This window comes from Streptomyces alfalfae (genome assembly GCF_004127445.1).
Classification (GTDB): Bacteria; Actinomycetota; Actinomycetes; order Streptomycetales; family Streptomycetaceae; genus Streptomyces; species Streptomyces alfalfae.
Genome location: NZ_QEXM01000003.1, coordinates 1 through 13,633, shown reverse-complemented (window position 1 = coordinate 13,633; position 13,633 = coordinate 1). Strand labels below are relative to the sequence as shown.

Genomic DNA, 13,633 nt, shown 5'->3' with positions numbered 1-13,633 from the left:
GCCGTCCACCCGGAAGACCGGACGGCGGCCCTGCGGATCGTTGACCACGTGATGTGATCACGACGCACGAGGGGGGCGGGGGCGAACCACTCCCCGCAGGGCCGTCCCGCCGTCCCGGAGATCAGGCAGGGCTGTGCTCCTGCGAGGCGTCGGCGGGACTCTGCTGCGCGGGCACGGTCGGGGTCCGCTCCTCGCCGCCCCGGGCCTCGCTCTCGCTCCAGGCCCGGGGCCGGGCCTGGGTCTGCCCCTGCGTGGTCGCCGACTGGAGGGCGTCGATGCATGCGCCGATCGCCTGGCGCAGGTCCTCCAGGCGCTCGACCATGTCGTCCTCGTAGATGTCGTCGATGTCATCGACGTCGTCGAAGGTCAGCTCCTCGAAGACCTTCGTCGCCTTCTGCAGGCTGCTGTAGAACTTGGCGCGGCGCTCCTGCACCCGCAGCTCCGGGTTGCTCTGCACGGTCTCCGCGATGAGGTCGCGCACCGTGTCGTACGCCTCGCGCGCCCACTCGCCGGAGTCCTCGCCCTCGTCGAGTTCGTCGATGAGGGACAGGTGCCGTTCGGCCTCCTCGCGCAGCTCGGCCGGGGCCTCGATCATCTGGCCCGCAGGCGTCTTGACCTGGCCCTTCTCCACGATCTGGCGGACGTAGTCGACGCGGTCGCCCGCCTTGGACTCGGCGGCGACGGCCTTCTTGAGATCGTCGGTGCGGACGATGTCGCGGACCAGCTCCGTGCGGAGCGCCGGGTCCTCGTCGATGCGGTCCATCAGCGCCTTGCGGGCCGCCTCCGCGGTGCCCGGGTCGGCGAGGATCGCGGCGCGCAGGGCGGTCGGGTTCTCGGCGACCTCCAGGGCCTTGGTGGGGCGGATGCCCTCGGCCTCGGCGGCCTCGGAGATCGCGTTGCCGCGCGGGGTCAGGGCGCTGGAGCGCGCGGCGTAGTACGTCGACCAGACGTCGGCGTCGGGCAGTTCCACCTCCATGCCCGGCGCGAGCGCCTCGAAGTGCGGCACCATGCCGTCGTCGGCGGCCTTGTCCCAGGCCTTGTAGTAGCGCATGACGCGCTCGGCCGAGCATTCCGCGAGCTCCGCGAACTCCTTGGCGGAGATCTTCGGCGTCTCGCCCGCGCCCTGCCCGCCCGGCCGGACGCTGCGGGCGACCTTCAGGGCGAAGGCCCAGCCGCCGGTGCGCGCGTAGGCCCCGAAGGCGCGGGCGTCCTCGGAGATCAGACGCGCGGCGTCGGCGGACTGCCTGTCCTCCCCGGACGAGTCGGACGAGCCGGACGAGCCGGATGACGGGGAAGGCGCCCCCGCTGCCTCGGGAGAGGCCGGCTCCGCTTCATCGGGTTCCTCGGGCGACCAGAATTCGTCGGACGGGGCCATGGCTACGGTCACGGAAGTGCTCCCGGTGAGACAGTGGGGGGACGAGGCTGACGCGATACTTTATCGCTCCGATTGGGGCATTTCGCGGGCGCGTCACTGTCGCGAGCACCGGGCCGCTCCGGCCGCGAGCACCCAGCCACTCCGGCCGCGAGCACCGGGCCGCTCTGCCCGCGAGGGCCAGAGCACCCCGATCGTGAGCCATGCCGCCAGCGGCCGGGCGAACCCCGTGAGGACCTCACGCGGACCTCGTGCGGGGCCCGTGGGAACCCCGCGAGCGGCCATCCGCCGTGTTCTGCCGGGCACAAGCCCTTCGTGCCGGGCTGATCGCTCGCATAGGCTGCCAGGATGAGCATTCTGGATGACGCCCGCCCGGGCATGAACCCCGACATCCGACCGCAGGACGACCTCTTCGGACACGTCAACGGCCGCTGGCTCGACACGGAGAAGATCCCGGAGGACCGCTCCAGCTGGGGCCCCTTCGTGCAGCTCGCCGACACGGCCGAGCAGCAGGTGAAGGAGATCATCCAGGACCTGGCCGACACCCCGGCCGGCGAGGGCGCCTCCGCCGAGGAGGCCCAGAAGATCGCCGCGCTGTACGCCTCCTTCATGGACGAGGAGACCATCGCCGCCCGCGGCCTCGCCCCCGCGCAGCCGCTGCTCGACGAGGTCGCCGGGCTGCGGGACGTCCGCGAGCTCGCGGCGTTCCTCGGCCGCTTCGAGCGCGTCGGCGGCTCAGGTCTCTTCGGTTCGTACATCGACTCCGACGACCGCGACTCCGACCGCTATCTCTTCAACGTCCTCCAGGGCGGCCTCGGCCTGCCCGACGAGTCGTACTACCGCGAGGAGAAGTTCGCCGAGATCCGCGAGAAGTACGTCGCCCACCTCACCGAGCTGCTCACTCTCGGCAAGCACGCCGAGCCGGAGGCCGCCGCGAAGACGGTCCTCGCACTGGAGACCCGGCTCGCCTCCGGACACTGGGAGCGGGCGGCCACGCGTGACGTCCTGAAGACCTACAACCTCACGACGTACGACGAACTGGTCGCCCTCGCGCCCGAGTTCGACTGGCGCGGCTATGTGACCGGCCTGGGCGGCTCGGACGCCACCATCGCCGAGACGTGCGTGCGCCAGCCGTCCTACCTCTCCCACCTCTCCACGGTCCTCACCGAGGTGCCGATCGAGCGGTGGCGGGACTGGGCGACGACACGGGTCCTGCGCGCCTGCGCCCCGTACCTGCCGGACGAGTTCGTGCGCGTCAACTTCGAGTTCTACGGACGCACCCTCAACGGCACGCCCGAGCTGCGCGCCCGCTGGAAGCGCGCCGTCTCCTTCGTCGAGGGCGCCATGGGCGAGGCCGTCGGCAAGGAGTACGTGGCACGGCACTTCCCGCCGTCCTCCAAGGCGATGATGGACGACCTGGTGGCCAACCTCCTGGAGGCCTACCGGCAGTCCATCGCCCGCCTCGACTGGATGACGGACGAGACGAAGGAGCGGGCGTACGAGAAGCTCGCGACCTTCCGGCCGAAGATCGGCTACCCCGACACCTTCCGCGACTACTCCGCGCTCCGGGTCAGCTCCGACGACCTGCTCGGCAACGCGCAGGCGGCGGCCGCCTTCGAGTCGGACCGCGAGCTCGCGAAGATCGGCTCGCCGGTCGACCGCGACGAGTGGTTCATGCTGCCGCAGACGGTGAACGCGTACTACAACCCGGGCACCAACGAGATCTGCTTCCCCGCGGGCATCCTGCAGAAGCCGTTCTTCTCGCCCGACGCCGACCCTGCGGAGAACTACGGCGGCATCGGCTCGGTCATCGGCCACGAGATCGGCCACGGCTTCGACGACCAGGGCGCGCAGTACGACGGCGCGGGCAACCTCAACGACTGGTGGACCGCCGCCGACAAGACCGCGTTCGAGGCGAAGTCGAAGGCGTTGATCGAGCAGTACGACGCCTTCTCGCCCCGCAACCTGCCCGGCGAGCACGTCAACGGCTCACTGACGGTCGGCGAGAACATCGGTGACCTCGGCGGCCTGACCATCGGGCACACGGCGTACCTCATCGCGCTCGACGGAGCGCCGATGCCGCGCGACGAGGACGGCACCACCGGCTCCCAGCGACTCTTCATGAACTGGTCGTACTGCTGGCGCACCAAGCGCCGCAAGGAGCAGGAGCAGCAGTACCTCACGATCGACCCGCACTCCCCGCCGGAGTTCCGCGCCAACATCGTCCGCAACCTCGACGAGTTCCACGAGGCGTTCGGCACGGTGAAGGGCGACGGGCTGTGGCTGGACCCGGAGGATCGGGTCCGGATCTGGTGAGCCGAACCGAACCGATCGGCCGCTTGGCCGGAGGGTCATGTGGTCGGTGGGTCGGCAGGTCAGTAGAGGGGCGGCCGGGCCGGGGAGGGGTGCGGTTGCCCTCCCCGGCCCGGCCGTTCCGTTCGGTCGCCGTCGCCGGCCACGGCCTCGTAGAGCGCGGCATCAGCGAGCCGCCCGGTGGCCGAGCAAGCGGTCCTGCCGGGAGAGAGCCGTTCGCGCGGCACCGCGTCTCGCTCCACTCGATCCCTGCGGCGCCAGCCACCAGCGTGCGAGCCGCCCGTGCGGGCTAGGCGGCGGGATCAGGGCCGCCGCAGGGTGGCGCGGGTGAGGGCGGTGACCCCCGCGCGGATGTGGTCCGGGGAAGTGCCATGCGTGGTGAGGTGTTCGATCAGGTCGCTGCGCACGGCGGCCAGCAGCGCGTGTGCCAGGAAGGCGGCGTCGCGCTCGCCGCGGGCCTCGGTGAGCAGCGCGGTGAGTTCGGCGTGCCACAGCTCGTAGGTGTCGTTGTCGTACGGGCTGCCCCGGCCGGCGCTCTCCAGGGCGAGCATCAGAGGACGCGTGTCGAGCTTCAGGGTGAGCAGGGCGTCCAGGAGGGCGAGGGCGCGTGCGTCGGCGGGCGCGCCGGGGCCCAGCGGCGGAGGACCGGCGACGACGTCGGCCCGAAGCTGTTCGGTGCGCCGCTCCACGAGCGCCTTGACGAGCCCGAGGCGGTCGCCGAACCGGCGGAACAACGTGCCTTTGCCGACCCCGGCGGCCACCGCGATGTCGTCCATGGACACGCGCTCCGGGTCACCGTGCGCGCCGAACAACTCCTCCGCGGCGGCCAGTACGGCCTCGCGGTTGCGCTGGGCGTCGGCCCGCTCCTTGCGAGGGGGTGGGGGCACGGGTTCCTCCGGGGCAGTGGGCAGCGGGGATTGCGAAAGCGGACTAGCGGTCCGTATAGTCGGGCTAGATGCGGACCGCTGGTCCGTATATTAGCCCGCCGCGCGGTGTGGCGCTGGGCCGAGCCCTCGCGGCCCCGCCCGCCACTCCTCACCCCTACGCCGAAAGGCACCGCACTGCCATGACGTACGACAGCAGCAGCACCCGCACGGACGCCCCGCCGGCGTCGACACCGGAGGGCGTCTTCCGCCAGGGCATCGACCTCCTCCTCGCCAAGCGGTTCGACGCGTGGATCGACCTCTGGGCCGAGGGCGGAGTCATGGAGTTCCCCTTCGCCCCGCCGGGCGCCCCGTGCCGCCTGGAAGGCAAGGCCGCCGTCAGCGCGTACATGACCGCGTATCCCGACCACATCGACCTCACCGCCATCCCGTACGTCGAGGTCCACCGGACCGGCGACCCGGACGTGGTGGTCGTCGAGATGCGCTCCGAAGGGCGCGCGGTGGCCACCGGGCACCCTTTCGAGATGTCGTACGTGGCCGTGGTGACCGTCGAGGAGGGACTGATCACCCACTACCGCGACTACTGGAACCCGCTGACCGCCCTGGAGATCGCGGGCGGCGCCGACGCGCCGTTCGTGGGAGCGGCCCGATGAGCACGGCGACGCGCGTTCTGGTGACGGGCGGCACCGGCACGACGGGCCGTCGCGTGACGGCCCGCCTCGTGGCGGCGGGGCACGCGGTCAGAGTGGCGAGCCGCCATCCTGGCCCCGCGGTCGATGACGGCACGGCTGCCGGTCCCGACCCGGCCGCTGCCCACGGGACGACCGCTGGCCTCGCTCCGGCCGCCGGCCTGGAGACGGCCCGCTTCGACTGGAACGACCCGGCGACCCACGCCCCCGCGCTCGACGGAGTGCGCCGCGTCTACCTCGTCGCGCCCGTGGGCGCACCGGACCCGGCCGCGCCCATGCTCCCGTTCCTGGACCGGGCACGCGGCGCGGGCGTCGAGCGGGTGGTGCTGCTCGGGTCATCGGCGATCGCGGAGACGGACGAGGGCCTGGGCGAGGTGTACCGGGGCATCCGTGAGAGGTTCCCGCAGTGGGCGGTGCTCCGACCTTCCTGGTTCATGCAGAACTTCACCGGTGACCATGTGCACGCGCAAAGCATCCGCGAGCGCGGCGAGATCGTGACGGCCACCGGGGACGGCCGCGTCGCGTTCATCGACGCCGACGACATCGCGGAGGTCGCCGCACGGGCCCTCACGGACGAACGGCCGCACAACGCGGCCCCTCTCATCACCGGCCCCGAGGCCCTCAGTTACGCCGACGCCGCCGCCACGCTCACCCGTGTCACGGGCCGTACGGTCCGCCATCGCGCGGTCTCCCGCGAGGCGATGCGGGACCGGCTGACCGCGACGGGCCTGCCGGAACCGTTCGCCGATCTCCTCGCCGGCATGGACGAGGCGATCGCCGGAGGAGCGGAGGACCGTACCAGCGACGTCGTGGAACGCGTCACGGGCCGCGCGCCGCGCACCTTTGCCGCTCACGTGGCGGCGCACCTGGCTCGCGCAGGGCACGCAGCTCACCCGACGCAGGCGGCAGACCCCACGTATACGGCGCACCCGACACATGCGGCGCCCACGACGCCCGAGCGGCTGTGACCGCCGGGGAGGCACTCGCCGTACGCCGACTCGTGGCGCACGCCGCGTCATGGGGCCGTCGTCCGCCACGCCAGGGACGGCCGGGCGGCGGGAGTCGACGCCCGGCGCACCGGCTGTGACCGCTCACCGCCCCTGGGCGCCCCGCACCGGATGCTTGCTCAGGATGGAGACGCGGTTGAACGCGTTGATCGTGATCGCCACCCAGATCACCGCCGATATCTCGGCGTCGGAGAACAGCTCACGCGCGGCGGCGTACGCCGCCTCCTGTGCGGCGGCGTCCGCCGGGTGCGTGGTGGCCTCCGCCAGGGCCAGCGCCGCCCGCTCCCGGGGCGTGAACAGTTCGGTGTCCCGCCAGGCGGCCAGCACGCCGAGGCGTCGGGTCGTCTCGCCCTCGCGCAGGGCGGTACGGGTGTGCACGTCGAGGCAGTACGCGCAGCCGTTGAGCTGGGAGACGCGGAGGTTGACCAGCTCCACGAGGATGCGGTCGAGCCCGGCGTCGGCCGCCGTGGCCCTGACGGCGGCCGACGCCTCGACCATCGCGTGATAGGCCTTGGGGCTCTGCTTGTCGACGTAGACGCGCTGCACGGTCGGGTGGGCGTGCTGCTCCGGCTGGTGGGCGCGCTGCTCCGGGTGGTCGTGCCGCTCCATGTGGGCTCCCTCTGGGACTCGTGAAGGTTTATGATCGAAGACAGTGGTTGAAAGCCAAAGTATCTTGATGGGGGAAGGCAGCGATGAGCAATGCCGAGCGTGATCCCGCCGCCCTGCGCTGCGGAGCCGAGGGCAGTGGCACCGCGCGTCGGGCCGAGGTCCTCTCCGCGCGCGAGGTGCCGCTGGGCGGCCCGCGGGCCATGGCGGTGCGGCGCACCCTTCCCCAGCGCGCCCGTACGCTGATCGGAGCCTGGTGTTTCGTCGACCACTACGGACCCGACGACGTGTCCGCATCCGGCGGCATGGACGTCGCACCGCACCCGCACATCGGCCTGCAGACCGTGAGTTGGCTGTTCAGCGGGGAGATCGAGCACAGGGACAGCCTCGGCAGCCACGCCTTCGTCCGGCCCGGGGAGCTGAACCTGATGACGGGCGGCCACGGCATCGCCCACTCGGAGGTCTCCACGCCCGCCACCACCGTGCTCCACGGCGTCCAGCTCTGGGTGGCGCTGCCCGACGGGCATCGGAACGCCGACCGGGACTTCCAGCACTACGTCCCCACTCCGGTACGGGTGGACGGAGCCGAGGCCAGGGTCTTCCTGGGCACGCTGGCGGGCTCGACATCGCCGGTGCGGACGTTCTCGCCGCTGCTCGGCGCCGAACTGCTCATCGAGCCGCGCGCGACGACCACGCTCGCCGTGGACGCGTCCTTCGAACACGGCCTCCTCGTCGACCAGGGCCAGATCGTCATGGCCGGCGCCACCCTGCGCCCGGCGGAGCTCGGCTACCTCGGCACGGGCCACACCACCCTGACACTCACCAACGAGTCGGACACGCCCGCGCGCGTGCTCCTGATCGGCGGGACGCCGTTCGGCGAGGAGATCATCATGTGGTGGAACTTCATCGGACGGTCGAACGAGGACATCGTGCAGGCGCGTGCGGACTGGACGGCCGGCGCCCGCTTCGGCGAGGTCCACGGCTACGACGGGGACCCGCTGCCCGCTCCGGAACTGCCGTCTGTGCCCCTGAAGCCCCGGGGACGGGTGCGCTGATCTGCGCGGATGCGGGTTGCCGGCAGTGCGTGGGCGGCGGCTGCGGGGGTCAGGAGCCCAGGGTGTGCTCTGGCGGACGCGCCCGAGAACGACGGGTCGTCATCAGCGCCTTCATCAACTACCGGGAGCCGGTCCGTGCTGAGACCTGTCGCGAAGCCGTCGACCTGGCAGAGACGCCACTGCCCGCCACTCCGGGGGTCACCCGCGGGGTCGTCCTCGTCGCCGACCCCGCTCAGCTCGCCCTATGGCGCTCCCTGCTGACGGAAACCGAGCCCACCTCGGCCGCCCCGGTAGTGCTGCGTAGGCGTGACCACCGCAGCCTGCGCTGCTGGGCCCAGCGCGTCAACGTGTCCCCTGCGGAGGGCCGCCTGGACCGTCTCCACGAACTGACCGGCGGCTGGCCGCTCCTGGTGGACCGAGCCCACCGCCTGCGCGAGGAATGGAGTGACCCCGACGAGGTGCTGCGTCGTCTGGCCGACCTCCGCGCGGACCGGGTCGAGGCCCGCGCATCCGCCGAGGCCACCGGCGTGTGCGAGGATCCCCTGCCGGCCGCCGGATACCGGGCCCTCCCCGACGAGTTCAAGGACGGCCTCTTCGACCTGGAAGGCGCGGCGACCGCCGTCGCGCTCAAGATCGATGACGAGGACGAGGCACGGCTGATCGTCGACTTTCTCGGCACCCTCCAAGTCTTCGACCGCGAGGACACCCAGCTGCGCCTGGAACCGGTGCTCCGGGAGTGCGTGGCGTCAACGGGTGACAGAGCCGCCCGTGAATCGTGACCGGACATGGCCGTGGCGGTCTCGGGCGTGCCGGTCGGTCCGTCGCCCGTCGTCGGCCCGTTCGTCGAGGATGTCGCGCAGGACAACATCGCATCCTGATATTCGTGGTGCTATTCCCGGATCAGTACGAAGGGCAGCCGCTGACGGCCTCGGTGGTGCGAGGGCCGGCGTAGGGCGGTGGCCGGGCCGCGACCTGGGCGGCCGGGTGAGGGGTCAGCAGTTCGAAGGCTGTCTGACCTGCAGACAGGCCGATGTCTGGTGGGGAGGGCGGCCGGCGGCGTACGCAAACGCGTCGAGGCGGGCTGAAGGGGTGCTGCTCGGCACTCGCATTCCCATGTATGACCAACTAGCACAGGTAATCGGCCATTTGGCAGATTTTGCATTGGTGAGCGGGCGCCGTTCGGTGTCTGTCGCCGGTGCCGCACTGCCGGGTCGCCCATCCCGCAGCTCAGACAGGGTGCGACGGCCTGGGCCCGGTCGGGCGCGTGGTGCGGGCGGGCCGTTCGGGCGCCTCTTGCCCGTTCGGTCAGCCGAATGGATCCGTGGCTGGGGAGCGGCGTCCCACCTGTGCATACGGGGAGGGGACGTCGGCCGCTGGAAGGTTGTCGCGAAGCGTAGGCGTGTGACGGTCGTGACGTGGAGGCCCGGCAGCGCGCTTCCTATGGTGGGAAGCGGCGCCGCCGGATGCGCCGAGCGCGGCGACGCCGGAGGCCGCGTACCGGATCCGGGGAAGTATGGTCCACGAGATGTCGGAGTGACCTCATGGAAAACCTTCAGTTCGCCGAAATGCTGATGCGCACCAGACTGCGTTCAGGCATCACCCAGCAGCAGTTGGCCGACCTCTCCACCATCAGTTCCCGCGCGATAAGAAACCTGGAGAAAGGTCATGTGCGCCATCCGCGCAAAGAGACCGTCCAGCTGCTGGCCGACGCTCTGCGTATCGACGGGTCCACTCGGTACCGGTTGCTGAAACTCGCCGTGGAAGGGGAACGTGAAGGCCCGCACGGAAGTCCGGGCGGCGTCGGTCCGCCGGACTTCGGACGGCCCACCGCCCCGGGGGAGCCCTTTCACGACGCTCATGGACTCCCCGAACAGGGACCACGGTTGTCCGGTTCCTCGCTCGGTCAGGGATCGATCCCGCTCACCTCTCCCGCCTCCACCAAGGGAACGCGCCCCGATACCGACCCGGGAGCCCTCGCTGGGACGGCCCGGCCGGCCGCTGCCGGAACCGGCGCGGACGGGGACGACAGGGACGCGGAACCAGCCGGTGCACCGGATGTGCGGCGCCCCGCGCTCACCTGCGCCTACGAGTACAGGGCCGTGCCGCTCCCCGAGGGGTCCGGCCCCGGTGCCACCGGTGTTCTCACGGAGGTGGCCCGCGACGGCTGGCGGTTGGCCGCCGTCGACGGCGGCACCGCATACATGGAACGTCGCACCCGCTGAGTGCACGGACGCGCCCCGGCGATACACCGGCGCCCGGCCGTGACGCTCCCGCGCGCCCTGCGCAGACCCCACTCCCGAGTGGTACGTCCGCAGGGCGCGCCCACCTGCCCGCGAGCCGGTCGTCCTGTCGGCAGAGTTCCGGTTATATTCCGCCGGAAAATTCCGGACCGGTCACTTCCCTCCCCTAGCGTGGATCAGGCGAAGTTCTTCCCTGACCCTTTAGCGAAAGAGGGAGCACGAAGAATGTCAGCACCCGCAGTCTTGGTTGGCGCGCACCTCCCGCCCGGGCCACGAGCACACCTCAGCTCCGACAGCACCCGCCGGATTCTCCGCCTGCAGAACTTATTTCTGCGGCATGCCCGGGAATTCCTGTACGAAGCCGGATTCGTGGAACTCCTCCCTCCCGTCATCGGCCCGGTCACCGACCCCGGAATTCGCGGCGCCAAACAGGTCGACGTCGACTTCTACGGCCACCGCTACAAACTCATGACGAGCGCCTTCGTCTACAAGCAGGCGGCCTTGCTCGCCTACGACAAGATCTTCTACGTCGCTCCGAACGTACGGATGGAGCCACTGGAGACCTGCTCCACCCAGCGCCATCTCGCGGAGTTCCATCAGCTGGACATCGAGATGGCGCACACCAGCCGCGAACAAGTGATGGACCTGGCCGAGGAGCTGATCGCCACCGCTACCCGAGCGGTCGTCGCCGAGTGCGAACCGGCGCTGCGCGACCTGGGGCGCGACGTGGACGCGCTGCGGGCGATGCTCGCGGCCCCGTTCGAACGGCTCGCTCACACGGACGCCGTCACCCGTCTCGTCGACGGCGGCCATGCCCAGAGCGCGGCGGCCGAGATCGACTGGGAAGGCGAGCGCCTCCTCTCCGAGGGCAGCGGCCGCCCCGTGTTCCTGACCGACTACCCCAAGGGCTCACGCGTCTTCCTGGAGCGAGAGGACAGTCAACGGCCGGGCGTGCTGCGGACGTTCGACCTCCTGATGCCGGAGGGCTACGGCGAGGTCATCAGCGGCGGCGAACGCGAGTCGGACTACCGGCGTCTGATCACCCGGATGCGCGAGACGGGGGAGAACCCCGCCAAGTACGGCTGGTACCTGGACGAGGTGAAGAAGGGCATACCGCCGAGCGCGGGCTTCGGGCTCGGTGTCCAGCGCTTCACCCGCTACCTGGTGGGCGCCGACTACGTGTGGCAGACCACCGCCTTCCCGAAGCTTCCCGGTGTCGTCTCGCCCTGACCGCGGAGGTGCCGCGATGACCCGTATCACGAGCCACCCCCCGCGCGAGACCGGCGCGAGCGCGTGGGGCGGAATGCTCCCCGCCGCCGCGCTCCTCGACAACCTTCCCCGCCTCCCCTCGCGCCCGGCCGGACCCGTCGTAAAAGGGGCCGGCCCCGTGGGGCCGGCCGAAGCGGCCACCACGGGAGGACCCGCCACCGCCGAGCTCGCCACGGCGCCCGCACCTGCGCAGGTGTTCGCGCCGGCCGCCCCGCCCTCCGCCGAACCACCCCGTGTCCTCCTGGTCGACGGGGACCCGGTCTCCCGCCAGGTCTTCGGCGGCACCCTGCACGCGGACGACCAGGTCAGCCTGGTCGCCACCGGCGACAGCCGCCGCCCGGCCGCGGAGTGGCCGCTGCACCGGGCGGACCTGACGATCCTGGTCTCCGGACCGTTGGAGAACCACGTCCTCAAGGCCCAGGACGTCAACCGCCGCGGCGGCAGGACCCTCCTGGTGGGCGTCGACTGGTCCAAGCACCGGCTGGACGCCGCCCTGGCCTCGGGCACCTCGGGCTGCCTGAGCAAGGACTGGGCGCTGTCCCACCTGCCGCAAGCCGCTGCCGCCGCCGCGACCGGGCACATCGTGCTCTCGCCTGATCTCGTCGGACTCTGCGTGGCCATGCAGCCCGCGGACGCCGGCCGTGATCTCGCGGTCCGGCTGCGCTGCCTGACCCGACGGGAACGGGAGGTGCTGACCCTGCTCGCGGAGGGGATGTCGACCGGCGAGGTGTCCGACTGCCTCGTCGTCTCCCCGGCCACCATCAAGAGCCACGTCTCCCACGCCCTGACCAAGCTGTGCGTGCGCAACCGACTCGAAGCGGTCCTGCTCATGCAGGCGGCTCTGGGCTGCGGCGTCCAGCACGGCGAACTGTGCCCCGGAGAGATCTGAAAGGGACCGATCATGCCCGCATACCTCCTGGTGGGATACAGCGCGGACCTGCTGCGCGTCCTCGACGGCTTCCTGGCGCCGGACAGCGTCCTCGTCATGGACGAACCGGAAGTCCTCGCCGTGCGAGGCGCCCGTGACCGCACCGGCGAGATCGCCTGCTTCGCCGACGTCCTGCCCGCCCCGGTGCAGACCGACGCGGACCGGCTGCCCGCCCTCGTCGCCCCGCCGCCCGGTGTCAGTGCCGTGCTGCCGGGAAACGACTACGGCGTCGTGGCCGCAGCGGTGCTCGCCGACGCCTGGGGTCTGCCCGGCCCCGGCGCCGAGGCCGCCCGGACCTTTCGCGACAAGCGCCGTCAGCGACGGCTCGCCGACGAGGCGGGCATCCCCCAGCCCACCTGGAGAGAGGTGTCCGACGCGGCCGAAGCGGCGGAATTCGCCGCCGGGTGCCCCGACGGGTTCGTCCTCAAGCCTGCCACCCTCCAGTCCAGCGAAGGCGTCCTTGTCCTCGAACCCGGCGCGGACGTGGCGGCGGCCTGGCGGCACACCACCGCGCGCAACGTCATCGGGGGGACCATGCGCCTGGACGGGGCGCCCTCCCCGTGCCTGGCCGAACGACGGCTCCTGGGCGAGGAGTTCAGCGTCGAGCTGCTGCTGCGCGACGGCGCCGCGCTGTTCTGTAACGTGACCGCCAAGCGTCTGCTCGGTGGCGTCCACCCGGTGGAGATGGGACACGTCGTCCCGGCTCCGCCCGAGGGCGGCGTACGCGAATCGCTGAGCGCCAGCATGCTGGCCCTGGCCCGCGCGTCCGGATTCCGTACCGGCGTCATGCACGGCGAGTGGATCATCGAGGACGGGATGCCGCACCTGGTGGAGTGCGCCGCGAGGCTGCCCGGCGACCAGATCCACAGGCTCATCGAACTCGCCTACGACTGGGACCTGTTGCGCAACTGGTTCCGCATCGCGGCCGGGCAGGAGCCCGCTGCGGCACCACGGCGGCCACAAGGCGCAGCCATCCGCTTCTTGGGTGTCCGGCCCGGCCGCGTCACGTCCGTCAGCGGGATCGACGAGGCCCGGTCCACGGCGGGCGTGCGCGACGTCGCCGTCTCCGTCGCCGTGGGCTCGCACGTCGAACCGATCCGCAGTTCCTGGGAGCGCTCCGGCTTCGTGATCGCCACCGGGCCGGACGGCCGGGGCGCCGAACGCACGGCCCGTACGGCGTCCGAGCGCATCGTCATCGCGACCGAGCAGGACGCGCTGGCCGGCGCCTGACCCGGACCACCCACCCCGGACCCACCCCCACGCGCGCCCC

The 13,633-nt window shown here is 71.6% G+C and carries 12 protein-coding genes; 9 read left to right on the top strand and 3 right to left on the bottom strand.

The annotated features are described in order from the left end of the window. Positions 1-121: 121 nt before the first annotated feature. Positions 122-1,387: a hypothetical protein gene (locus DCW30_RS00775; protein ID WP_237283306.1), complete on the bottom strand. Its 1,266-nt coding sequence runs from the start codon at positions 1,385-1,387 to the stop codon at positions 122-124. A 333-nt stretch (positions 1,388-1,720) separates the two neighbouring features. Here DCW30_RS00775 and DCW30_RS00770 point away from each other — a divergent pair, with 333 nt between their 5' ends. Continuing rightward, complete coding sequence (locus tag DCW30_RS00770) at positions 1,721-3,688, top strand: M13 family metallopeptidase (protein ID WP_076682634.1); 1,968 nt, start codon at positions 1,721-1,723, stop codon at positions 3,686-3,688. 299 nt (positions 3,689-3,987) lie between these two features. Here the strand turns inward: DCW30_RS00770 and DCW30_RS00765 are convergent, their stop codons facing one another. Then, on the bottom strand, positions 3,988-4,572 hold the full coding sequence (locus tag DCW30_RS00765; RefSeq protein WP_076682632.1) for a TetR/AcrR family transcriptional regulator: 585 nt from the start codon (positions 4,570-4,572) through the stop codon (positions 3,988-3,990). A 179-nt stretch (positions 4,573-4,751) separates the two neighbouring features. On the opposite strand from DCW30_RS00765, the gene DCW30_RS00760 reads away from it, so the two are divergent. Together DCW30_RS00760 and DCW30_RS00755 are read left to right on the top strand one after the other, a co-directional pair. Next, positions 4,752-5,222: a nuclear transport factor 2 family protein gene (locus DCW30_RS00760; protein ID WP_076682630.1), complete on the top strand. Its 471-nt coding sequence runs from the start codon at positions 4,752-4,754 to the stop codon at positions 5,220-5,222. Further along, on the top strand, positions 5,219-6,226 hold the full coding sequence (locus DCW30_RS00755) for an NAD(P)H-binding protein (RefSeq protein ID WP_076682628.1): 1,008 nt from the start codon (positions 5,219-5,221) through the stop codon (positions 6,224-6,226). Before DCW30_RS00760 ends, DCW30_RS00755 begins: the two co-directional genes overlap by 4 nt. A 123-nt stretch (positions 6,227-6,349) precedes the next feature. Here the strand turns inward: DCW30_RS00755 and DCW30_RS00750 are convergent, their stop codons facing one another. Beyond that, entirely contained in the window at positions 6,350-6,874 is a 525-nt protein-coding gene (locus DCW30_RS00750; RefSeq protein ID WP_079249870.1) for a carboxymuconolactone decarboxylase family protein, read from the bottom strand. A gap of 83 nt (positions 6,875-6,957) precedes the next feature. Here DCW30_RS00750 and DCW30_RS00745 point away from each other — a divergent pair, with 83 nt between their 5' ends. From DCW30_RS00745 to DCW30_RS00720, 6 genes are all read left to right on the top strand, one after another. Next, positions 6,958-7,926 (top strand): pirin family protein, encoded by a 969-nt coding sequence (locus DCW30_RS00745; protein ID WP_076682626.1) that lies wholly within the window; start codon positions 6,958-6,960, stop codon positions 7,924-7,926. A 62-nt stretch (positions 7,927-7,988) separates the two neighbouring features. Continuing rightward, complete coding sequence (locus tag DCW30_RS00740) at positions 7,989-8,705, top strand: hypothetical protein (RefSeq protein WP_237283305.1); 717 nt, start codon at positions 7,989-7,991, stop codon at positions 8,703-8,705. A 762-nt stretch (positions 8,706-9,467) separates the two neighbouring features. Further along, the gene (locus tag DCW30_RS00735; RefSeq protein ID WP_076682624.1) at positions 9,468-10,148 is read left to right on the top strand and encodes a helix-turn-helix domain-containing protein; all 681 of its coding nucleotides are present in this window, start codon (positions 9,468-9,470) and stop codon (positions 10,146-10,148) included. A gap of 243 nt (positions 10,149-10,391) precedes the next feature. Next, positions 10,392-11,396, top strand: a complete 1,005-nt coding sequence (locus DCW30_RS00730; protein ID WP_076682622.1) for an asparagine synthetase A — start codon at positions 10,392-10,394, stop codon at positions 11,394-11,396. Positions 11,397-11,412: 16 nt separating this feature from the next. Further along, complete coding sequence (locus DCW30_RS00725) at positions 11,413-12,324, top strand: response regulator transcription factor (protein ID WP_076682621.1); 912 nt, start codon at positions 11,413-11,415, stop codon at positions 12,322-12,324. A gap of 12 nt (positions 12,325-12,336) precedes the next feature. After that, positions 12,337-13,593, top strand: coding sequence for an ATP-grasp domain-containing protein (locus DCW30_RS00720; protein WP_076682618.1), 1,257 nt, complete (start codon positions 12,337-12,339; stop codon positions 13,591-13,593). The last annotated feature ends 40 nt before the right edge of the window (positions 13,594-13,633 follow it).